23 protein-coding genes, 2 pseudogenes and 1 other annotated feature are annotated in these 22,053 nt (G+C 35.9%); of the genes and pseudogenes, 7 read left to right on the plus strand and 18 right to left on the minus strand.

Translation table 11 applies throughout. The annotated features are described in order from the left end of the window. Positions 1-722 precede the first annotated feature (722 nt). Positions 723-1,178 (plus strand): SRPBCC family protein, encoded by a 456-nt coding sequence (locus tag MKY78_RS10145; protein ID WP_211740833.1) that lies wholly within the window; start codon positions 723-725, stop codon positions 1,176-1,178. A gap of 247 nt (positions 1,179-1,425) precedes the next feature. On the opposite strand, the gene MKY78_RS10150 is transcribed toward MKY78_RS10145, so the two are convergent. The 4 genes from MKY78_RS10150 to MKY78_RS10165 are packed head-to-tail and all read right to left on the minus strand — an operon-like array spanning position 1,426 to position 4,920. Then, on the minus strand, positions 1,426-2,355 hold the full coding sequence (locus MKY78_RS10150) for a DUF3089 domain-containing protein (protein WP_339217718.1): 930 nt from the start codon (positions 2,353-2,355) through the stop codon (positions 1,426-1,428). A gap of 15 nt (positions 2,356-2,370) precedes the next feature. Beyond that, on the minus strand, positions 2,371-2,772 hold the full coding sequence (locus tag MKY78_RS10155) for a polymer-forming cytoskeletal protein (RefSeq protein WP_246521245.1): 402 nt from the start codon (positions 2,770-2,772) through the stop codon (positions 2,371-2,373). Positions 2,773-2,790: 18 nt separating this feature from the next. Then, positions 2,791-3,702 carry a M23 family metallopeptidase gene (locus MKY78_RS10160; RefSeq protein WP_339217720.1) on the minus strand — a complete coding sequence of 304 codons (912 nt, stop codon included), beginning with the start codon at positions 3,700-3,702 and terminating at the stop codon, positions 2,791-2,793. A 33-nt stretch (positions 3,703-3,735) separates the two neighbouring features. Further along, positions 3,736-4,920, minus strand: a complete 1,185-nt coding sequence (locus MKY78_RS10165) for a polysaccharide deacetylase family protein (RefSeq protein WP_339217722.1) — start codon at positions 4,918-4,920, stop codon at positions 3,736-3,738. Positions 4,921-5,462: 542 nt separating this feature from the next. Here MKY78_RS10165 and MKY78_RS10170 point away from each other — a divergent pair. Next, complete coding sequence (locus MKY78_RS10170) at positions 5,463-5,678, plus strand: DUF6007 family protein (RefSeq protein WP_339217723.1); 216 nt, start codon at positions 5,463-5,465, stop codon at positions 5,676-5,678. A 239-nt stretch (positions 5,679-5,917) separates the two neighbouring features. Here the strand turns inward: MKY78_RS10170 and MKY78_RS10175 are convergent, their stop codons facing one another. Further along, positions 5,918-6,706, minus strand: coding sequence for a DUF2935 domain-containing protein (locus MKY78_RS10175; protein WP_339217724.1), 789 nt, complete (start codon positions 6,704-6,706; stop codon positions 5,918-5,920). A 163-nt stretch (positions 6,707-6,869) separates the two neighbouring features. Here MKY78_RS10175 and rlmH (MKY78_RS10180) point away from each other — a divergent pair, with 163 nt between their 5' ends. After that, positions 6,870-7,349 (plus strand): 23S rRNA (pseudouridine(1915)-N(3))-methyltransferase RlmH, encoded by a 480-nt coding sequence (gene rlmH, locus MKY78_RS10180; RefSeq protein WP_339217879.1) that lies wholly within the window; start codon positions 6,870-6,872, stop codon positions 7,347-7,349. A gap of 615 nt (positions 7,350-7,964) precedes the next feature. On the opposite strand, the pseudogene MKY78_RS10185 reads toward rlmH (MKY78_RS10180), so the two are convergent. Next, positions 7,965-9,008: pseudogene (locus MKY78_RS10185) on the minus strand (recombinase family protein); the annotation flags it as partial. After that, complete coding sequence (locus MKY78_RS10190; RefSeq protein ID WP_339217726.1) at positions 9,001-9,783, minus strand: hypothetical protein; 783 nt, start codon at positions 9,781-9,783, stop codon at positions 9,001-9,003. The pseudogene MKY78_RS10185 and the gene MKY78_RS10190, both read right to left, overlap by 8 nt. Positions 9,784-9,910: 127 nt before the next feature. Here MKY78_RS10190 and MKY78_RS10195 point away from each other — a divergent pair, with 127 nt between their 5' ends. The 4 genes from MKY78_RS10195 (at position 9,911) to rlmH (MKY78_RS10210) (ending at position 12,136) form a co-directional block, all read left to right on the plus strand. Further along, complete coding sequence (locus MKY78_RS10195) at positions 9,911-10,081, plus strand: hypothetical protein (protein WP_339217727.1); 171 nt, start codon at positions 9,911-9,913, stop codon at positions 10,079-10,081. 37 nt (positions 10,082-10,118) lie between these two features. Next, on the plus strand, positions 10,119-11,138 hold the full coding sequence (locus MKY78_RS10200; RefSeq protein WP_339217728.1) for a hypothetical protein: 1,020 nt from the start codon (positions 10,119-10,121) through the stop codon (positions 11,136-11,138). A 106-nt stretch (positions 11,139-11,244) separates the two neighbouring features. After that, on the plus strand, positions 11,245-11,583 hold the full coding sequence (locus MKY78_RS10205) for a hypothetical protein (protein ID WP_339217730.1): 339 nt from the start codon (positions 11,245-11,247) through the stop codon (positions 11,581-11,583). Positions 11,584-11,656: 73 nt separating this feature from the next. Further along, a complete protein-coding gene (gene rlmH, locus MKY78_RS10210) occupies positions 11,657-12,136 on the plus strand; it encodes a 23S rRNA (pseudouridine(1915)-N(3))-methyltransferase RlmH (protein WP_339217732.1) in 480 nt (159 codons plus the stop codon). A 306-nt stretch (positions 12,137-12,442) separates the two neighbouring features. Here the strand turns inward: rlmH (MKY78_RS10210) and MKY78_RS10215 are convergent. The 11 genes and pseudogenes from MKY78_RS10215 to MKY78_RS10265 form a co-directional block, all read right to left on the minus strand. Further along, positions 12,443-12,577 (minus strand): annotated as a pseudogene (locus MKY78_RS10215) (JAB domain-containing protein); the annotation flags it as partial. A 260-nt stretch (positions 12,578-12,837) separates the two neighbouring features. Continuing rightward, on the minus strand, positions 12,838-14,052 hold the full coding sequence (gene tyrS, locus MKY78_RS10220) for a tyrosine--tRNA ligase (RefSeq protein WP_339214505.1): 1,215 nt from the start codon (positions 14,050-14,052) through the stop codon (positions 12,838-12,840). 87 nt (positions 14,053-14,139) lie between these two features. Next, positions 14,140-14,392: a binding site (T-box leader), on the minus strand. A 484-nt stretch (positions 14,393-14,876) separates the two neighbouring features. Next, on the minus strand, positions 14,877-15,140 hold the full coding sequence (locus MKY78_RS10225; protein WP_158324462.1) for a CPCC family cysteine-rich protein: 264 nt from the start codon (positions 15,138-15,140) through the stop codon (positions 14,877-14,879). Positions 15,141-15,449: 309 nt separating this feature from the next. Next, a complete protein-coding gene (locus MKY78_RS10230; protein ID WP_339214504.1) occupies positions 15,450-15,764 on the minus strand; it encodes an SMR family transporter in 315 nt (104 codons plus the stop codon). Between the two features lies 1 nt (position 15,765). Then, positions 15,766-16,104 (minus strand): SMR family transporter, encoded by a 339-nt coding sequence (locus MKY78_RS10235; RefSeq protein WP_339214502.1) that lies wholly within the window; start codon positions 16,102-16,104, stop codon positions 15,766-15,768. 79 nt (positions 16,105-16,183) lie between these two features. Continuing rightward, entirely contained in the window at positions 16,184-16,756 is a 573-nt protein-coding gene (locus tag MKY78_RS10240; RefSeq protein WP_339214500.1) for a TetR family transcriptional regulator, read from the minus strand. A gap of 158 nt (positions 16,757-16,914) precedes the next feature. Beyond that, a complete protein-coding gene (locus tag MKY78_RS10245) occupies positions 16,915-17,787 on the minus strand; it encodes a hypothetical protein (RefSeq protein WP_339214498.1) in 873 nt (290 codons plus the stop codon). A gap of 131 nt (positions 17,788-17,918) precedes the next feature. Next, the gene (locus MKY78_RS10250) at positions 17,919-18,296 is read right to left on the minus strand and encodes a DUF6262 family protein (protein ID WP_020977319.1); all 378 of its coding nucleotides are present in this window, start codon (positions 18,294-18,296) and stop codon (positions 17,919-17,921) included. A 6-nt stretch (positions 18,297-18,302) separates the two neighbouring features. After that, on the minus strand, positions 18,303-20,195 hold the full coding sequence (locus MKY78_RS10255; protein WP_339214495.1) for a site-specific integrase: 1,893 nt from the start codon (positions 20,193-20,195) through the stop codon (positions 18,303-18,305). Continuing rightward, positions 20,192-21,277, minus strand: a complete 1,086-nt coding sequence (locus MKY78_RS10260) for a tyrosine-type recombinase/integrase (protein WP_031775850.1) — start codon at positions 21,275-21,277, stop codon at positions 20,192-20,194. The genes MKY78_RS10255 and MKY78_RS10260 overlap by 4 nt, the downstream gene beginning before the upstream one ends. Before the next feature lie 118 nt (positions 21,278-21,395). After that, a complete protein-coding gene (locus MKY78_RS10265; protein ID WP_339217733.1) occupies positions 21,396-21,884 on the minus strand; it encodes a JAB domain-containing protein in 489 nt (162 codons plus the stop codon). Positions 21,885-22,053: the final 169 nt, after the last annotated feature.

Genomic DNA, 22,053 nt, shown 5'->3' on the forward strand with positions numbered 1-22,053 from the left:
GGAGTGGATCATCATATGGAGATCCTAATAAGATTAGGTTTGTTTCTGGGGATTAGTATACTATCGTATAGTATATGTGCCATGTTTAAGCAAGAGAAAAATAGTTCGCTTCTCTTCATCATCATGTCCATTGTTTCATTTCTGGGTATGCTTATCTGGGATGGGGAGTATCGTTCTTTTCTTCGATCAATTGGAATAGCAAGTTTACTAGTTATGTTGATACAAGTTATAAGAAATGTTGTACTAAAGAAGGTATAATCATGCCACCATCGCTAGTAAAGACATAAAAGGAAGGAATCTCTAATAATAGAAATTCCCCCTCCCCACTGCCTATCTATCCATCACATAATCCACTGCCTCAGACAGCAATCCCGTAAAATCACTTGGAAAAAAGTGCCCGAGCCCCTTAATCGTAATCAAGTTACACGGTATACCATTTAGTAGGTGAAACGATAGAGAGGGTATTGAGTAAAAATTCAACCGTTTCCATAAAGTTAATAGTAATATCAATCACACTTGACCATTCTTAAACTATCGCTCATAGTGATACTTTGGGATTATATAAGGTTGTTAAAGATTTTCATTGGGTATCTAGAATATGTAACTGTTAATCTGCCTTAGCAAGAGTTACATTTATTATAAGATTTCGGTATTCTTATCCAATTAAGTGAAAGAGGATATGAATATAGGTAATAATAATATTCTTATAAAGGAGCTAGCTAATGCCTATTATTAAGCATGAGCAATTTATTCAAGCATCGCTGGATGTATGCTTTGACCTTGCTAGAAACGTAGAAATACATACTCTAACTACTTCTAAAACAAAGGAAAAAGCTGTTGGTGGGGTTACACAAGGTTTATTAAAAAAGGGAGATACTGTTACTTGGGAAGCTACTCACTTTGGTATTAGACAAAAATTAACAGTAAAAGTAACTCATATGGAAAAGCCCACCATGTTTGTTGATGTTATGGTAAAAGGAGCGTTTAATTCTTTTACACATACCCATCGGTTCGTAGAAGAGAATGGCGGGACTATAATGATAGATATCTTTAAGTATAAGTCACCTCTTGGTATAGTTGGTATTATTGCAGACAAATTATTTTTAGAAAAGTATATGACAAATTTTATTATCTCTCGTGCGAAAGAACTAAAAAGGATTGCAGAAAATCTTGAATAATATGAACTGTGAGTCAGATTTATTATCACAGCTTTTCTATTAGGCTTATATAAAGTCGTGTTCTGTAATATTTCTGTTATAGTAAGTGGCATGAAACATATACTATGTTAATATGTAGGAACGGAAACAGGGAATATTGAATTAGAAAGACTTATGGAAAGGCAAATCACGATTAGTTGGAGAATAATTTTAGTAAAGACCTGAAAGGAAGGAATCCCTAATAATAGAAATTCCCCCTTCCCACTGCCTATCTATCCAGCACATAATCCACTGCCTCGGACAGCAATCCCGTAAAATCACTTGGGAAAAAGTGCCCGAGCCCCTTAATTGTAATCAATTTACACGGTATACCATGCTGCTTAAACAGCTCCGCTAATTGAACCGTCTTCTCATAGAATGGATCCTGGTCACCGGTAATGATTACACCACGCACGGTGTCACGCGAATTTTCCGCAATTATCCTCTCGAACCCGGAGAGGTCTTGTATTGCTGGGATAACGGCAATAAATCCCTTCGTCTGAAATGTTTGCTTTAGCGATAATTCAATCGCTAGCTTGCCACCTTGTGAACCGCCTGCTAGTATATCTTCCGTTGTATTCCCTTTTGCCTTGTATTCTGCATAGGTCCTTGTTAGGTCTTCTAGCATGAGCTCTTGATTGTCCCAACAAAATGCATTATAGCCAAAGACTTGTGAGGATTGTGGAAAGCCGAAAAAGTAGTCCTGTGACGTCTGTTCATCTAGCCAATACGGTGCAAAGTCAGCGGCATTCGTCCCCCTCATATGTAATGAAAATAAGCCAATTTCTGCCCGTACATTCCCATAGGTAAAAAGTGGAGAAGTAGCGACTTGCTTCGTACTTTCCACGATCGCTTTACATCTGCTAACAATGGTTTGAAATTCATCTAATGCTTGCAGTTCTTTCAAATCTGGGTCGTGCGTAAGGAGGATGGGATTCCACCAAATTCCCTTCGCTAACCCTTCTTGAAGCACGGTTAGGGCATCGGTAAGCTTATGTTCCGTCGCATAGGCACATGCTTTCCAAAAGATAATTTTATCTAATCGATTGGGAAAGGTTTGCTCTGCCTTTTCAATCAGCGGATAAACGCGAGCGATATTCCCCTCCTGAAAAAGCTGAAAGAGTTCATTCTGCAATGCGATAAACTGAGCTTCTGACATCTACCAATCTCCCCTCTATGAATTAGCCACAATCTTTTCTGTTTTTTTCTTATTAGTTCCTTTTTCATCGCTATCGACGATGACACTGTTTCCATTAAATATCCCACCATCCTCAATGATGATTCCGCGTGAGGTGGCAGTACCGGTTAGTTTTCCTTTTGCCTCGATTTGAATCTTTTCCGATGTTTCGATATCGCCCTTTACTTCCCCGGCAATGACGATATTCTTTGCTTTAATGCTTGGCTCGACATAGGCGTTTTGCCCGATGTAGACATCGCCACTACACTCAATTTCACCAAGTATTTTACCGTCTACGCGTAGACTAGTCGGTAGGGTGATTTTTCCTTCAATGACAGTTTCTGAACCGATAATCGTCTCGATTACCTTTTCCATTTTCTTCTTATTCAATATTCTCATGACATCCTTTCTGAATGGCTATTCGATATCGAATTCGCCGTAAATATTAAAGTATGGCTTCGGATCAACGGGCTCGCCATTCTGTAGTACCTCGTAATGCAGATGTGGTCCAGTGCTGCGACCAGTACTACCAATCTCGCCGATAATATCGCCCTTCTTCACCATATCGCCTTGCTCCACGTCTATGCTCATTAAGTGACCATATAAGGTTTCGTACGTGTCGGAATGCTTAATTTTGATCGTATTTCCATAGCTGCCATAATACTTCGCTAACGTAACCCGTCCATCAGCCGTAGCGTATACTGGTGTCCCATACTGACCACGAATATCGATACCACTATGGAAGGAAGAGGAACGATTTAGTGGGTCATTACGAATGCCAAAATCAGAGGTGATGGTATTCGGGTTCGTAGGCCAGGCGGTCGGTGTATACTGTAGCTCCTCACTAATCTCGTCTACCATGGCAAGTGTCTGCTTATATCGTTCTAGTAGCTCAGAGGACGGAATTATAAGGCCATCTTCTGTTTCGACCATATTCGTTTCATCCGCTAAAACCTGTAGACCACCGCTCGGCTCTACAATCGTAGGTAATTCATCGATGTATTGGCGCATTTGCTCCTCCAGCGCGGTTAGCTCCACTAGTCTTTCCTTTGTTTCCCCGGTTTCCTCCTCTAAAATCGAAACCGTTCGTTCAAGCTTCTCACTTTTTGCTGTTTCTAGCTGTAAGTGAGCAGTTAGCTCTTCGATTTCAGCCTGACTATGTTGATTCATCGTCATGAAGTATATGAGTGCGATAACCGGAATAATGGGAAGCACCATCAGGCTGTAAAAAAAAGCTTTGTTCATATGGAATCGTTTGACGACCTGATTCGCATCATTCGATAGAATTGTAAAGGTCAGCAAACGATTCTTGTTACGTTTCCTTTTCAAGCTTTTGTACTCCTTTCCCTTTTATTTCTGAATCTATTGTAATGAAACAAGCTGTAAGCCTTGTTCTTGTAAATAGGAAATAATCTCCGGTAGTGCCTCTACGGTTGCTTCGGTCTCATGAAGGAGAATAATAGAGCCAGATACGTCTTGTGATTTCACCTGTTGGAGGATGTTGCTGGCATTACGTGATTCCCAATCCTTGGGGTCATTATTCCATAGGACGATTCGCTGTCCTAATTCACGCGAAAGCTGCTTTGTATCTTCATTCATTTGGCCATATGGCGGACGGAATAAGGTTACCGCTTCCCCAGTGACAGCCTCTATCATCTCAATGGATTGCTGCAGTTCCCCTTTTTGCGTTGCTAAAGAGCTGCTGGCAAAATTAATATGATTCAACGAATGGGTGCCAATCGAGAAGTTATTGTCATGGATATACTCCACACTATCCGGATGCTCGTCCATATTGGACCCAATCAAAAAGAACGTCCCACCAGCGCCGAATTCCATTAAGATATCGACAATCTGCTTCGAATAGTCGGAAGGCCCGTCATCGAACGTAAGGGCAACCATTCCCTCATCAAGCCCCGAGGAAATCTCCGCATTTAATGCGACTGCAGGAATCGCCCTTTTTTCCTCCAAGGGCATCGTATCCTCAGGTAGCATGGTCTCTGGCTTCGGCTCTTCTTGTATAGGCTGTTCTGGCGTCTCTTCCTGTTTTTCTGAGTCTGCATTCACATTGGTAAAAATCGCGTGGCAAGTAAAGGAAGACAAGATAGCAAGTAGTAAAATGAAAGTAGCAGTAAGTGGCCAAGGAAGTTTGCGTTGTTTTCGCTGCTTTCGGGAACCGGACAAGCTAGTTTCCTGCTTAAATGCTAGATTACGAGATAAAAAGGCTAGCTCCTCCAATTGTTCGGTAGATTCCGCATGCTGAATCTGTGTAAGCTGTTCTGCATAACGCTTGGAACAAATAAAACCCAAATTCTTGCTTTCGTTACGATATGTCTGGGTGATGTGACTTTGACGATGGGTTGTATCCCATGATAGCTGGTAGAAGTACCCTTTTGAAAAATCAGTAATGGCTTGCAGCCGAATTGCTGTCTCCCGGTCTACTTGCCAATAATAAGTAGTCTTCTCGTTGGCATGAAGCATGATATGTAAATAGTGTGTATCACCCTGCTTATGAATACGGATCAACTGGAGCAGCTTAACTTGATGCACGATCATCCCCCTTTCTAATCAAGTGTTAGTCCTAATCTAGTATGTAGCGCCTTCCTTTTCATAAATGCACTTCTATTGTATCGGCATAGGTTCTTTTTAAATGAAGTAAGGCGTAATTTCACTGTAGGAAATCCTAATAAATGGCTAGGATACTAGTCATCCCAGTAGGAAAATATAGAATTCTCTAAGTTCATTGTAAATATATGTCGATGAATGTCAATGGATAACCGTGTGTTGGGGGGATTCTGGTATGTAAATTGGATTTTAGGGAGGGGAAAGTGGTGTGAGGATATTGGGAATAGTGGTATTTATTCGTGTATTAAAATGAGATTCTATTAGTGAAGTAAAAAGCGTTATTTCATCTTTCATTAGTATTGAAAATTATTCCATTTTTGCTTACTCTGTTATTAAAGAAAGCGTTATCCTGGTTGGGTGGAGAGAATTATAGTGCAGTTTGTTATTATCTTCACCAAGCATTAGGGCTTTTCGGTAAGGATAAAGCTTGAGGCGTACTGTAAATTCACAAGGATTGGGTGATGATCGTGGATGATTTGAAACACGTTTTTAATCGAATGGGCTTGTTGGATCTGGTATTTTTAATTCCTATGGCTTTGCTGTTTGCTTATTTACCGAGTACTAGTTTTGTAGGCATTGTATTAAACGTCGTTATTGTGGGGTTTTTTGCATTTGGGTTAGCGATGGCGTTTCATATGGTGGTGGATTCTCGGAAAAAGAGAAAGAACGGAGCTGTACATTAGAACTTTGCTTAGAAGGGATTGCTTAGGGCAATCCCTAATTTTTTTGGCATATGAAAGCTTATTAAAAGTCGCCCTGTTTTGTACAGATTAGCTGATTTGAGGGAGCGATAGAAGGTTCTCGGTGTTCTTTCGAGCAAGGTTCGTACTGTTTGTTTTTGAATATTAAAATAAATTACGTTATAAACCTATTAGAATCGTTTTAGCCAATGGCCTTAAATAGAAGCTTCTTCTTTTATCGATTAAGGTGTTGGGTCATTATCGCGACCGCTCATCTTTCTTGATTGGGCAAGCTTGTTTAAAAAGTAGCCAACTTCCCGGTCCATATGGTCTGCGGTAAGCATAGAGAAGGTGCGTAATACCATATCCGATCGTACCATTTCCTTTAGCTCTTGAAGAAAATTCCGAAATAAGTTCATCTCGACTTCCACATCCTCATGGAACTTCATTAAGGCAGGAAAGGTGGTGAGGTTTGTTCGCAAATATCCGGTAAGCTCAATAGCCTTTACGTAAAATTGGTCAAATTGCATAGCAAACTGCTGGCTTTTCCCCTTCAACCCTTTTTCCACCCCATCTAGCTCTGCCTGAATTAATCCTGCATGACCAGAGGCAACAGGTAGCCAGATTAAGTGATGATGTAATTCATGAAAGACGGGGGCAGCTTTTCCTTCTTTTAAATTGCTTATCACCAATACATATTCATCCAACTCATTGACCATATGGTTCAAGCGTGTCGGAGTAAGATGGACGCCGATATCCCCTGAAAGCTCCCTCCTCAAAATAGAAAGCTTAAATTCCCTTAGCCTCTCAGCCCCCGTCTCCGCCTCCTTAGTAAAGGCAATGACATTATGATCCGAAAGATCATCCGCCTTCTGTAATAAGGTATCAAATGTGTGCTTAAATGCTTCTGCCTTCTCGATGTTCTCCTCTTCTTCTGGATATAGCGACTCATGAATAAAGGTTGCATGATCACGCAGGACACGCAGCCAAAATTGATGCTCATATGAAGCACTCTCTATATAATCCTTCAAGTCATTATCTCCCCTTTTTTCTTCATCAATCTAATGTATTCTTTACGTAGCCGTAATATTATGGGAAAGTAAAAACGATAGTAAGTAGACAGGTCGATAAGTGTGAAAACAGGCTGGATTTGATACACTAATGAAGACAGCACGCGAAAAGGACGGGAAATTAATGAAAATAACGATTATATCGGTTGGAAAATTAAAAGAGAAGTATTTAAAGCAAGGTATCGCGGAGTATTTGAAGCGATTATCTGCCTATGCCAAGGTGGATATCGTGGAGGTAGCGGATGAGAAGGCACCGGAGAATATGAGTGATGCGGAAATGGAGGAAGTGAAGCGCAAGGAAGGCGAACGGATTCTTTCCCATGTGCAGCAGGATACGTATGTGATTACATTGGAGATTAACGGCAAGATGATTAGCTCGGAACAGCTGGCGAATAAGATGGATCAGCTAGCTATTTATGGGAAGAGTAAGATTGCGTTTGTGATTGGTGGGTCACTTGGGATTAGTGAGGCGGTGCAGAAGCGGAGTGATTATGCGCTGTCCTTTTCGAAGATGACGTTTCCACATCAGTTGATGCGGTTGGTGTTGTTGGAGCAGGTTTATCGGGGGTTTAGGATTAATAGGGGGGAACCGTACATCTTTTAAGGGTAAAATATTAAGCGAATCCATCATTTCGCTCAACATTTTACCATCCTTTTTTTCCAGCATCCAACTCTCCACTGGCTCAATATAATCCATACCAACTGCATCCAATAGCTCCAATGACTGTTCCTCTAAACCTTCCATTGTAAAGTCAAAGTGTAGATTTATCTTCTCTATATGTCTCCCAATCCCTCGAGGTGCCTCTTTACTAATCTGTATATTCTTTATGAATAAGCGGAGTAATGCCTTTTGTCTTTCGGGATTAGCATCTTGCATTACTTTCTCAAAGTTACTTAAAAGGTGATGAAGTGCCTGTGCATCTATAGGCGTTGTATCACATTCTCCTAATTCACTATTTAATGCTTCAATCCTGTTTTGAAAATCTTGCTGTTCCTGTGTAAGCCCTTTTAGCTTCGGTTTGAAAATGGCTACTAATGAAGGGTCGTCCATTAATTGCTCAGTTATGTTGTTAATCCGAACTTCTACCTTATTTAACTTAGATTGTAGTACCTTAATCTCATCATTAATTGGAGTCAAAGCATCTCTACGCTTCACATTAACATTATCAATAATTTGATTTAATACATATGGTTCAGATACAATACGTTTTAATTCTTCCATTACCTGCTGCTCCGCAAGATCTGCACGTATGGAATGTGCACTACATGCTTTGCTACCTTTATTGTGAAATTGTCCACATACATAGTAACGATACCTCTTACCTTTTGAGCCTTTCGATGATGCTGAAACCATTCCATACCCACATTTTGGGCAACGAACTAGACCATTTAATATATATGGTTTATTAGAACGTGCAGGTTTTACAGAACGTTTTTTACGAAATTGCTGTACACGATCCCATTGCTCTTGTTCAATGATGGCTTCATGTTTTCCATCAACTAAAATATAATCCTCGTTCTTTCCATTGCGGTGTTTCTCAGCCCAATTTTCATACATATTAAAACGAATTTTACCTATGTAAATTGGATTGTCTAGGATTTGTTTAATGGTATTAATGGAAAAATCATGTCCTCGTTTTGTTTTATAGCCCATGGTATTTATACGGGATACAATTGCCTTGTAACCTAGGTCTTGTTCAGCGTAATCAAAAATTAAGCGGATTACATGGGCTTCTTCTTCGTTAATGACTAACTCTTTATTGATGCTATCGTATCCGAGAACTCTACCTCCATTGTAGTACCCTTCCTTAGCACGTTGTATCATGCCCATTTTGGCGCGTTCTACAATAACATTCCTTTCAAATTCTGAAATATTGCTCATCATCTGAAATACCATTTTTCCCATAGGGGTTGCATAGTCAAAATTCTCTCTAAGACTTATCAAGCTAATATTAGCCTGTTCGCATCGTTCAGCAATTTCCATGGAATCTTTTGATTTACGTGAAATACGATCAATCTTATACACTATGATAGTATTAAAAAGGTTGGCATCAATATCCTTTAGCATTTGTTTCATCTTAGGTCTTCCAGATATACTTTTTCCACTTACACCTTCATCAACATATCTCGCAACGATCTCCATGTTGTTATTTTTAGCATAGTTTTCTATTTCCCCAATCTGAGCTTTAATGCTATATCCTTCTGTGGCTTGTTCCTCTGTACTAACGCGTGCATATAGTGCAGCTTTAGTTGGATTAGTCATTTTTATCTTCCCTTTCTTCCAGATTGTGTTTGAGATTATTAGATAACATATTTGTATATTTAACTGCTTGTTCAAAGGCTTTGTTATCTAATCCTAATTTGCCTTTGCTTGAATACCATGGAAATGCATGTAAGGAAGTTTTCCCATATTGAATATAATCTTTAGCTAGTCTGATGGAATCTAGTTGGTTATTACTATCGGCAAGTTCTGGTTCGATAGTTACATCTATCGTATTAATTTGATTAATAATATGGGAGAGTAAGTAAAATAAATGTTGTTCGGAATATTTTACTCTACTCTTAAAGATAAACGTTATTTGTTCATCTTCGTTTGAAGCTACTTTACTAACCGTCGTTTTTATTGCGTATTCGTTTTCGAGTAGGGGATTAGTTTCAATTGCCATTTGAGTTTTAAGAAGTTCACTATCATCTTTATTTTCCTTAGCAGGGTCATCCTTGTTATATAAAGGTGGAATTAAGACAACTGATTCAGGGCTCCTATTTTTATAAAAGTCATCAAAAAACATATATAAGTCTGCCCCAAAATCCTTGGCAATGGCGTATAAAACCTTCGATGGGATATCTTTCGTTTTATCTCTTTCAATCGTTGTTAAAGTAGATTGAGAAAACAACTGAATTCGATTTGCTACGCTTTTTCCACTAAAAGAATTCCCACACTCGTCTTGAAGATGTTCGCGAATGTAACGTACTCTTTTTCCAATAGATAGGCCTGAAAGATCCGTTAGATTTGTCTTATTTAATGTAATCTTCTTCATTGTTTCACTTCCTGTCATTTTATTTTCTAAATATAATATACCATATAATTAAAATATTAGATAGGGGTATTGATATTTTTAATTTAATTGTGTTATGATTTCAATCAAGAAAGTGAGGTGATCAAGCATGGAAAAAATTAATGTAAATGATTTCCCTATCATAGATTTTGATTGCAATGGGAGTATTGAGGAGTGGATAAGAGAAAAGGAAGTCAATAGAAACCAATTTATTAACGAGCTGACTGATATCATTAATAGGCATTATGAATTAAGTAAGAGCAATGATATGTCAAAGTAATACGTGCACAAGTATACGGTTAAGCGGAGTGAGGATATTGTTTGATACAGTAAAGTTTGGTGTACCTATACACTTATCACAAGATGAGATAGAACAGGTTGAATGGACACGAACTAATACGTCTATTAATAAACAAAGGATTGATACTTCCCCTACTATATTCAAAACATTACGTGGCGATGAATTGCAGGGCGAACCAGTTATTCATTATACGTATAAGGAGTTCGAACCATCCAAAAGTTGGTTAAAAGTTGAACTTTCAATTCCTAAATTTTTGAATGGAACAAATGTATATGAACTAGGTCATAACGATATAGACGTTTTAAATAAAGTGATTCGGAAGTATCTTTCAATCAAATTGAAGTTGGATTTATCAAGAATCCCGTTTCTAGAGTCCTATACTGTTGAGAAGGTTCATATTTGTAAGAACTTTTATGTTGGGAATAATGTAAAGCATTACTTAAAAGCACTTACGTCATTAACCATCCCAAAGTATAAGAGACGTGAATATACCGGAACTGGAACCGGCAACTTTGACTCTGTAGAATGGATTGCGAAGAAAAGAAAGGAAAAGGTTTATGATAAAAAAGAGGAGGTAATGCAGCAAAAGGATTATGAGAGTAAGAAGCGCCATGTTGAGAGGGCAAAGGGGATACTAAGGTATGAAATCGAACTGTCAGATGCCGATATTCGTTCAATAAGTCCAGGTAGAAAGGCAACAGATGTTTTAAGACCAGAAGTAGCAACTAAATTTCTGCAAAAAGGTCTAATTAGAAATGGATTAAGTAGCGGGGTTAGATACTCATCGTTGCAGGATATATTGGATTTGATTAATAAGCAATTGTTACCACCTCGGACAAAATCTGCTTTGATTGCATACGTCACAGAAATATATTTTTATGGCGAGGATATTTGCCGCGAAAAATATTCGAAATCCATATATTACGAAAGGAAGAAGCAGATAAGGGATATCTTAGGATTAGATGAAATTCTGATAGGTGAAGTTATACTACCTCCACTAAGTGTAGGGAAAGAAAAAAGACTGTCTAAGATATAAAAATCAGTAGACAGCCCAAAATATTAATAGTTGATTAGATTATAACATTTGCTGAAATACCCATCAATGTAATGAGTGTTCAAATAATGGTGAGGGGGATATTGATATGAGTGTAATTGTTGATATTATAGATACTTTTCCAACACATGATATACTAGCTGTTGGTCGGGTTGAACTTGACTCAACACGTACTATTAATGGTGTTTTATTAAAAATTGATGATGAAGCAGAATCGTATGTAGTTGATTTTCCGCGAACGATAGATGGACGAGCTACTATAGAGGTTAATGATGAAGTTAATCAGAAGATACTCGACGCAATGGTTTATAAGTATGAGCGATTTATTATGTCTATTGATTTTACTGATATATCAAGTCGTATTCCTTATATTTATAAAATGGAGAAGGAACGTATAAGGAATATTAAAGGATATCATTACGCTTAAATATGAATACAAGCTAGTGCCTTGAAAAATACCAAGGTACTAGCTGAATAATCTAAAGAAGAGGAGATTTTTAATGCAAATACAGATTGTAAGTGTTGGTAAAGTGAAAGAAAAATACATAAAGCTTGGCATTTCCGAGTTTGAAAAAAGATTACGTCCATATTGTAAATTAACAATGGACGAAGTGAATGATGAACAAGCCCCTGAGCAATTAAGTGATAAGGAACTGTATCAAGTGAAACAAAAAGAAGGAGAACGCATCTTAAACAAGATTAATCCGAATCAATATGTTGTTGCTCTTGCTATACAAGGAGATAACTGGTCATCAGAAAAATTGGCTAGTGAAATGGAGAAGTTGAGCATCCATGGAAAGAGTCAAATATCGTTTGTTATAGGTGGATCAAATGGATTAAGTGATGATGTGCTAAACCGCGCCGATCAGAAATTATCATTTTCAAAAATGACGTTTCCTCATCAGCTTATGAAGCTTATATTATTGGAACAAATCTATCGTGCATTCAAAATACAGAAAAATGAGCCATATCATAAGTGATCTTGAAGCAGGAGGTAGGGTATCTTAGTTTGATAAATTATAAGGAACTTTGAATTCAATGTTACAATTAGCACTTTTTATGGATATATACATAGTGATTGGGGAAATCAAACTTTATTAAAACTTGTATGTATTAATAAATAGTAATAGAAAACGTATAATATCAACTTTTCCAGTGCTTTTATAGTGGAACTCAACAAAAAAGAAATGGATTCATTAAACTTTAGCCCGTAAAATAATGAATTAAAGCAAAAGCCAGTGAATGTACCGTTTCCAGCACCTTCACTGACTTTTATATAATTATTTTTATAGATATCCTTTTTCTTTTAAGCTCACATACTTTTCATGTCCGATAATCAAGTGGTCGACAATACTTATGCCAGTTATGTTTCCTGCCTCAACCAATCGCTTAGTAACAGTTAAATCTTCCTGACTAGGGGTGACCTTTTATCAAGAGTAAATTACAAAAGAATCATTTAAATCAATACTTTCACTTTGAATACATGTATTTGAAGTGAAAGGTAATTATTTCAAAAATAGTAAAACCTGTATCTTAAATTACTTAATAGTAACATAAGATACAGGCTGATTTTTATTCATTGATATTTAACTAAAGCACCCGTTAGCACAATAAACTTCAGCTATAAAAGAAGCGTTAATCACTCAATAATCAGATTAACGCTTCCGTACAGATTTATAAATTATTTAATTAAACGTATAAATCGCTTTTTACCAATTTGTAATACATCTTCATTCATTAATACACGGTCTAAATCATCTTCACTTATTTTTTCTTGATTAAGTTGAACACCATTTTGTCTAATTAACCGCACAAATTCGCTTTTACTTTTTACAAATTCTTTTTCAATTAGCTGAGGAATGATAGCTTCGACTGTTTCTGCACCAATTTCTATTATTAATTCTGGAATATCATCTGGTATTTCCTTTTTACTAAAAGCTGTTTCAAAATATGTTATCGCTCTTTTCGTTTCTTCTTCGCCCCAGTATAAGTTTGTAATGATTTCAGCTAATTTAAGTTTAACATCTCTTGGATTGACTCCTTGTTCGAGGCGTTGTTTTATTTTATCAATTTCATCTGGATGTTCATCCGTTGCTAATTCAAAATATTTAATAATGAGTTCGTCTGGTACTTCCATAACCTTTTTAAACATTACTTCTGCTGGTTCATCAACACCAATATAATTACCAAGGCTTTTACTCATCTTCTCTACACCATCAAGACCTTCAAGTAATGGCATAAAAATTGCAATTTGCTTTTCTAATCCCCAATGTTTTTGAAGTGTACGCCCCATTAGAATGTTAAATGTTTGGTCTGTACCACCTAATTCGACATCTGCTTGTACCTCTACCGAATCGTATGCTTGCATTAGTGGGTAGAAAAATTCGTGAATTCCAATTGGCACTTGATTTTTGTATCTATTTTGGAAATCATCACGTTCTAATATTCTTGCAACTGATGTCGTTGCTGCTAGTTTAATGACTTCCTCAAATGTTAATTTTGATAGCCACTCACTATTAAAACGGACAATTGTTTTTTCTGAATCTAACACTTTAAAGATTTGTTCACAGTACGTTTTTGCGTTTATTTTAACCTGCTCATCACTTAAAGCTATACGTCCTTTTGCTTTTCCAGTTGGGTCACCAATACGCCCTGTAAAATCACCAATGATAATGACAACCTTATGTCCTAAATCTTGCATTTGTTTAATTTTTCTCAATACAACTGCATGACCTAAATGGATATCAGGGGCAGAAGGATCAAGTCCTAATTTAATAGTAAGAGGAGTCTGTGACTGATACGACTTCTCTAATTTTGCCAATAACTCTTCTTCATTTACTATTTCTTGAACACCCTTCATGATGATTTTTACTTGATCTTCAGGTTTTACTAACATACTAACATCTCCTTGGAATATTATTTCTAATATTGCAAGTTCTATAAGAAACAAAGAATTAAATAAAAAACGCCCTTTTGGATTAACCAAAAGGACGATTTATCTCGTGTTACCACCTTTAATTCATAAGCAACTCACATTGCTTACCTTTGAAAGTACAGTCGTTTGACGATACTTTAGCACATGATTACGGGTGCTTAACCGGTGTAGCCTACTAAGTGATTACTTTTCGGTACACAGCTCCAAGATGTATTCACAATCGTTCAACATGCACCTCTCATCAACCGGTAACTTTCTGTCTGTTTACATGATTGCTACTCTTTCTTATCATAGCCTTTGTTCTTATACTCCGAATTGCTTTAAACAAATCTTCGTTATGCAGATATTAATTGTTATTAATTTTATCTATTTATTTATATTTGTCAATACAGAATTTCTTTATTCAACTAAACTGACCTTTACTTGAACAAGAAAAATGGCCCAAAAGATCTTTAAAATCTTGGATCAAGATTAGACCCCCTCCAATTTTGGCATAAAAAAACCGAAGGTCTGCCGGGAAAAGTACCGGAAAAACCTTCGGATTGGGAACATTAATTTTATTTAAGGAACGCTTATTTTATATAAGGAACCTTAATTTTATATGGAGACACAGTAGACATATGCTTTGAGATAAAGAGTTAAGTCCTGTTACGAATTATACACTTCTAATATGGTTTGCACTGAAACACAAAACCATCTTTTAGTAACGGGTTCTGTTTTATTTTGAACATAATTAAAGCACCCGTTTGTTGAAGAAGAAATATAATTATTAATGCGATGTATACTCATAACGGTTTCCAATTCGGATCTTTAATGTCTTCTTGATTTGGTTTCCTTACAAATTTTATACTGCCTTCATCACAAGCCCCAAATTTAATGAAATTTTGTTGTGCTTGCCTTAACGATGGAACGTTAGCTCCACCCTCATAATTGGGATCATTATACTGAACATCATCATCTTCCCAAAAACAAATACTACATATATCGTATGTTCCAGGAGGTTTCTCATCTAATGTTAAATATCCACAGCAAGGGCAAGTATAATTCATCTAATCACCCCAATAGAGTTATATTTTTCTTCTTCAACTATCTTGCACCTTTCAAATTGACAATCTCTTATTCAAGTAAAGCCCCCGTTACTTTAAGTACATAGTTTCACGAACTTTCTACCCATTATACAATACGCAATAGGAAAGGAGCAGGCGTAATGACAACTCCTACTCCAAAAGTCTTGCAACTGTTTGTTCTAAAAAAATATATTTATTTTCTTACCTCACATAAATTCTTAAAGGAGTATTTCCGTACCTTTAAGCATGTTGACTAATTTCATTAACCCAACTGTTCTCCCTATTTATAAATTAAGAAACGGCTTTTAACCCTGTTACACCAATAATAATAACAATTAGGCTCATTACACGCCCAAAGTTCTTCGACTCATTGAAAAAAATCATATTTACAAGAACAGCTGCAGCCGTTCCTACACCAATCCAAACAGCATATGCAACACTTACTTGAAGATAATGAAAGGAGGCATAAAGAAAAACAAATGAACCTCCAAATCCCCCGAAAAAAAACAATGTATTAAAAAATGATTTTCTTTTGCTGAATCTATTTAAGCCAATAACACCAACTAGTTCGAGTGCTGCGGCAATAAATACGTATATCCACCCCACATTAAGCAACTCCTTCTTCTGATTTCGAATTATCCGTAAGATTCAAAGCTATAACACCAATAACGAGTAATCCTATAAAAAATCCTTTTTCCATACTAAATGCTTCTCCAAATATAAATACATCCATAAGAGAAGTACCGACTGTACCAGCTGCTGCGAAGATTGCATAAACAGTACCCGTTGGTAACAACTCACATGCTTTTGAAAGAACAAGAAAGTCTACAATAATAATCGGCACAATAATTGCCCAGTGCCACCATGCGTTGGCAACATTGAAACCCAAAATCCAGAGCAACTCGAATAAACAAGTCATTATTACGTATATCCAAGCTCTATTCATATAGAACACCATCCTTATAAATTTAGTAAAATCCTTAAACTTATGAATGAACGTCAGTCATTTTGTTTTAAAAAAAACGCTATTGGTAAGCTCTTAAAGCGTTAGTTACAAATTTATGAAGTTCCTTCTTATGCCCAGCAATGGATTCTGCATCTAGATGATCGTAAAGATAAACCTGCTCTGCTACCGATTCGATTGATCCTATAAGAATTTTCGCAGTATATTTGATGTTCACGTCGGGATGAATGGCTTGAGCTTCCTTTCCTTTTTGTAATAAGTCCTCAATCCAACGATACAGCGGAGCATATATTGTTTCCCAATTACCTACATACTGTGTTTGTGTTAGGCCAGTGTAAATTAACTTTGTAAGCTCTTTATACTCATTTGTTATATTAAATATTACACGTATAATAACTTCTATTTGCTGGCTAATCGGACCATCCTTTACTTCGCTTGTTATACCCTCTAAAATTTTATTAACCATCACTTCTGCAATGGCTGGCATAACAGCTAATTTAGAAGTGAAATACAAATAAAAAGTACCCTGAGCAATGCCTGCCTTATTAACGATTTCAGAAATTGTAGCTTTTTCTATGCCTTTTTCAGAGAACACATCAATTGCTGCTTGAATTATTCTTTCTCTTTTATCCACTATACCGAGTCCTCCTTTCAATATGACTGATTGTCATTCACTATACACTTTAGCACAACTTTTTATTATTATCAAACTTAAATCCCCCTCTTTATATTTAACAAAAAGGTGCTATGTCCTTCTTACAGGAAAGCACCCTTTACTTTAAGTACATTTATTCACAATCTCTTTATATATATTCCGTCTTTACTATATGCATATAGAAACATTCCTCGCATAAACACAGGACCAATGATAGGTTTGCCTTTTTCATCTGTTAATTGTAGTTTTTCCTTTGGAGTGATTGTCCTATTTTTTATTTTAAAACGCATTATTGTATTCATATCTACTTGACCAATTAAACCAGTTTGGTCGAACATAAATTGTTGAATTGTATCGTCACCTTCTATACGATAGCGAATAGTCTCTTTGAATTCATTAAGTTGAACAAGAAAAAAATCATCATAGTAATAGAAATTTACTTCCTTTGAACTTACAACATTCAAGGCGTAACAATCAATGATTCCATAATTACCTGCTCCCCATAATTTTTGGCCATTTATTCCATAAGCAATAAGACCTTCACTACCCATAGGCTGTACCCATCCAAAATTACCAAATACTCCTTCATCAAAATAACTCACCCAAATTGTATCTGTTTCATCAATTTGTACGTGTTCAATGCCATCTCCGAGTGTAAAGGCTTCAATTAGTTGCCCGTTTGGGTTGTATCTTCTTGCATTTCGTTCAATATAAGTTCCATCTTTTAAACAACGACCTTGTACAATTAGTAAAGTACCGTCTGAAAATAAATCTACTTCTGTCGGTATAAGAGGAACATCCATTAATTCAATTGTTTCTACACTATTGCCTTTAATCATTCGAATGGTCCAGTTGTTTTTTGGTACAGGACGCTGAAAGAAATCTAATTCCTGTAAATTACTCTCAATTAGCAGTAACGTTCCATCTTTTGTTATTTGACCATCTATAAAATTTAAATTTGAGGAATAATCAATACACTTTTGTAATACTAATTTTTCTATTTCAATCATCCCTATTCTAATTATTAAAGTTATATATTCATTTGAATGTCACATAAAAACCCCAACTTCTTCTTAAACAATTCTGCCCCGTTAGTTTAAGTGCATCCTTTCACAATCTGTCTACAGATTAATAATTAAAACTACTCTTTATTATACAGATCTCCATATAATTTTTGAATTTGGTTCTGTAATTTTTTATTTTCTTTTTCTAATTCCATAACTCTTCTTTTTAAGGTTTTAATAAGGATTTCCTCCGAACGAGAACTTTTCTTGGGTTTTGAGACTACATTTGATGTTATTTGACGCTCACGAAGGGATTCGATTCTTTGCCTAATATCGTGTTCCTTATAAAGCCATGATTTAGAAACATTAGCTTCCTTTGCTATTGAATTAAAATTAATAGCTTTACCTTCAATCGAAAATTTAGAAATCGCTTTGTCTACTTTTTCCCTTGTCTTTTGTGATTTCTGCTTCGCCAAACGTACAATTTCTGTTGTATTTCTAACTTGTTTATCCATTGATAATTACCCCGTCAAACTTCCAATGATTTGTTCTAAACGCTCTTTAACACGGCTATTAGTCTCTATTTGTCTTTGCCATTGTTTATCCTTTGCTATGGTTAATAACTCTTCTGTACGCTCTAACTGTTCTTCGTGCTGTGGTAAGAATTGCTTACTGGTACAGAAGTGAGTGCAATCTAAGCATGCATTCGCATGTGGACAACCACCTGCTATTACTGGCAATCTACAATAACCATTTGGAAGCACTTGTGCATTTATATTTTTCTTGAACCATTGAAGCTCTACATCATCGACTTCACTATCATCATCTAGATTGAGCACATCTCCATTATTGGTAACCAGTTTTTCTTGAAATTTAGTAAATTCATTTTTTAGAGTTTCATCAAAGATATGAGCGTATCTGCTTGTCATTTCTGGGCTTTCATGTCCCAAAAATTTCTGCACAATATGCTGGGGCACCCCGTTGTTAATCATTCTTGTTCCTACTGTATGGCGAAAGGCATGGGCATGGAATCTATAAATCTCGCCTGATTTATCCACTATATTTTGCTCATAAGCTAATTTATTTAACTCGCCTCTAAATGTTTCTTGTTTTAATGGCGATCCATCTTTTCTTGAAAAGAGGTATTCACTATCTGGAAATTCCTCTGAAACTTTATCTTCCCGAACTTTAATAAGTAAAGCTACCTCTTTAGATATTGGAACTATATGCTCCTTTTTCATTTTCCATTGATAATACTTTAAAAAGTAATCTCCATCTTTGTCCTCTAATAGACAGCCTTTTTTCAAGGTGCACAATTCACTTATCCTCATTCCACATTCTTGAACAATCATAGTCATCGTAGCTATATATTCGGGTAATTTATCAAGATGACTGTTCAATTGCTCTAGAACGAATTCGTCTATAAAGCGAGGTTTTGCTCTTGGTATTTTCGGATAGTCCTCGGGATAAATTAATATTTTGGAAGGAATATCATCCCATTCTAGCCTATGAAGGGTACTAAATAGTCCTTCCAATATAGAGATCCTCCCAGTTATTGTACTAGGTTTTATCCCCATCATGTTTAGTTCACTTAAATATGCTTCAATTTCCACTCTCGTTAATTGGTGTACTCTCTGAACGTGTTTAAACTTTATGTCCAGAAAATTAAAGAACTCTTTAAGTTTTTGGGCAATATCACTTACATAGGAAAAGCTATCCATGTTCAATCTTAACTTACAATATCTTTTTACAAGCTGTTTAAAATATGTATTCCGAAACCCTTTAAAGTTAATTGTATATTCATATTGTGTTGGGTTAACCTTATCATCTGGCAAAGGTAAGTTTCGTCTATCCCAAACGTCTTTATCCCACTCCTCTCCATCAAAATAAAAATCCTCATAAAACTCCATAAATTGTTTTAGATTAGTAACATAGTAAGAATTAGCTTTTACAGGTGTTTTTTCTTGATTAGCAGTAATCTTATAATTAGTGGTGGTAATTCTAACACCCTGTTTTGTCAAATATGTTCTATACTCCGTCATTGCTTTATCAATAGGAACTTCAGTAATTGAAGTAATGCTGGGATACTTTAAATCTAAAAAATCCAACATTTTATTAATTACTGTTCCTTTTCTAATCCAGACAGTTTTTGCATTCCATATTCCATTGTTTAAATGGTAAAAATAAAAATATTTCAATTCTGTTCTTAACCACAGATTTTTAACACGTTCAAAACGAACCCAACGATTTCTTAAAGCAGGATTCTTACTTAATTCTATGGCAGAAGGATGTGGACATTTTCTTATATCCCAACTATTATTAGCCCAAAACCCTTGCATTTCTTCATTCATTACAGCTATTTTTTTGCTGATCTCACTCTGACTGATAATTTTCCTTTTACTAGAAGCATTCATTTCTTATGCTCCTTTCTCTCAAGGTATTTATTAAACTCATTTTTCATATCCTGATCTGAAAGATGAACATAGGTATTTAACGTTGTCTGAACATGTGCGTGACCTAATCTCTTTTGAACGAACGCAACATCCCATCCTTCCCTAATTAGCTGCGTTGCGTGAGTGTGGCGAAGCATATGCGATGTAAATTCTATTCCAGTCCTTTTAACTATTCTTCTAACTAGATCAAGAACACTTTGGTACTTTAGTGGTTTCCCAAAATAGCCTTCTTTTAAGGAAATAAAAACATAGTCATGCTCCAATTCCTCACTATACTCATATACCAAGTAATCTGTATAAAGTGACATCAGTTCTTTACTCACATGTATTGTTCTTTCCTTCCTTAATTTAATATAAGCTTCATTAACATTAACATCTCTAGGTGTTAAATGGATTTGATTGTCCCAAGTGGCAATATCTTCAAGCCTAAGCGATAACACTTCACCGATTCTTAAACCACCCTCATACATAAGCATTAAAATTAACTTATCTCTTTTCGTATGACAAGCGTCAATAATTTGCTTAACTTCCTCTGCTGTCAATGTTCTTATCTGTTTCTTTTTAACCCTTAACTTTAAGACATTCTTTTGGTATCTACCCTTATTAACATGATGTAAAAATCCTTTGAAGTTTCTTCCCTTTGCTTGTTTAAATACATCAATTGATTTAAATTCTCCTAATCTACTTAAATAATCAAGAAAACTCATAACGGCATTTAAAATTGTATTCACTGTCGTTTCTTCTCTTATGGCTTCTTTTGACTGAAGATCAATTACATTATTTGCTGTTGGATATCTCAACCAACCTACGAAGTCTGCTAACAACTCAAAGTTAATATCATTAAGAATAACGCCTCTCTGTTCCATGAACTCATACAGCAACTTTAAATGATAGCAGTATGCTTTAATGGTATTTGGAGACTTACCAGTGTTATCTAAGTATTTAATAAATTTCATTACTGGTTCAATTAGCTGGTATTCTTTATCTAGTAATAAATACAATGGATACGGCTTATTCTCCACTTCTATCCTTTGAACCCTCACACGCGCCCCCCTCTTTAAACACTTTAAGTACTACAAATTATAAACCTTGTTAATTTTTATTTAAAGTAAAATCTCCCTTTAACATCTCCTCCTGAACTACTTTAACTACTATTATTTATTATACTATGGTTAAAGTTTGCCCACTTGGATGGTTATGTGCAACGATAGCACTTGCACAACTACGGCGAATTAAAAGTTTAAATGTCTCTCTGGGATGTACAATTGAAGCATTTAGTGAACCAATAAAGACAGTTTCACGGAACAACACTTCATTCTTGGTATTTAAGCCAAGCACGACAAAGTATTCCCTATCAAGGTACTGCATATCCTTTAAGTATTCATAGGCATCTTGAGGGGAACGTATCGTAAATCGTTGTTCAACTGGACATGGATTCATGCGTGCAAGTTGAAGTGCAGCGATAATTTGTTTAGCTTTTACTTTTCCAATACCTTTAATTTGTAGCAATTCTTCCTCAGTTACATCTAATAACTCTTGAATAGATGGATAGCGGCTGAATAGCTCATTCACTACATAACTATCTTCCCTTTCACGAGTTGTTGTTGCTAAAAGATTTCTAAAAGTAATTTTATCGATAGAATTGTTCATTATAAATTCCTCCATTATTTGTTTGATTAAATAAAAAAGGAGAGACGTTGAGCGTCCCTCCAGATTGAATAGGTATTAACTTTTCGATATACTGTTGTTAATTGATTACTTGAAGATGAGTTCATATGCCGATGAGCTCATCTATTTTTGTGCATTAAAAAAGCACATC

The organism is Ornithinibacillus sp. FSL M8-0202, from assembly GCF_037975285.1.
In the GTDB taxonomy this organism is placed as follows: Bacteria; Bacillota; Bacilli; order Bacillales; family Amphibacillaceae; genus Ornithinibacillus; species Ornithinibacillus massiliensis.

Coding starts and splice junctions, on each gene's coding strand:
- MKY78_RS10145 (WP_211740833.1), top strand. CDS start 723: ATGCCTATTATTAAGCATGAGCAATTTATTCAAGCATCGCTGGATGTA.
- MKY78_RS10150 (WP_339217718.1), bottom strand. CDS start 2,355: ATGTCAGAAGCTCAGTTTATCGCATTGCAGAATGAACTCTTTCAGCTT.
- MKY78_RS10155 (WP_246521245.1), bottom strand. CDS start 2,772: ATGAGAATATTGAATAAGAAGAAAATGGAAAAGGTAATCGAGACGATT.
- rlmH (WP_339217879.1), top strand. CDS start 6,870: ATGAAAATAACGATTATATCGGTTGGAAAATTAAAAGAGAAGTATTTA.
- MKY78_RS10190 (WP_339217726.1), bottom strand. CDS start 9,783: ATGAAGAAGATTACATTAAATAAGACAAATCTAACGGATCTTTCAGGC.
- MKY78_RS10195 (WP_339217727.1), top strand. CDS start 9,911: ATGGAAAAAATTAATGTAAATGATTTCCCTATCATAGATTTTGATTGC.
- MKY78_RS10205 (WP_339217730.1), top strand. CDS start 11,245: ATGAGTGTAATTGTTGATATTATAGATACTTTTCCAACACATGATATA.
- rlmH (WP_339217732.1), top strand. CDS start 11,657: ATGCAAATACAGATTGTAAGTGTTGGTAAAGTGAAAGAAAAATACATA.
- tyrS (WP_339214505.1), bottom strand. CDS start 14,052: ATGTTAGTAAAACCTGAAGATCAAGTAAAAATCATCATGAAGGGTGTT.
- MKY78_RS10225 (WP_158324462.1), bottom strand. CDS start 15,140: ATGAATTATACTTGCCCTTGCTGTGGATATTTAACATTAGATGAGAAA.
- MKY78_RS10235 (WP_339214502.1), bottom strand. CDS start 16,104: ATGAATAGAGCTTGGATATACGTAATAATGACTTGTTTATTCGAGTTG.
- MKY78_RS10245 (WP_339214498.1), bottom strand. CDS start 17,787: ATGATTGAAATAGAAAAATTAGTATTACAAAAGTGTATTGATTATTCC.
- MKY78_RS10250 (WP_020977319.1), bottom strand. CDS start 18,296: ATGGATAAACAAGTTAGAAATACAACAGAAATTGTACGTTTGGCGAAG.
- MKY78_RS10255 (WP_339214495.1), bottom strand. CDS start 20,195: ATGAATGCTTCTAGTAAAAGGAAAATTATCAGTCAGAGTGAGATCAGC.
- MKY78_RS10265 (WP_339217733.1), bottom strand. CDS start 21,884: ATGAACAATTCTATCGATAAAATTACTTTTAGAAATCTTTTAGCAACA.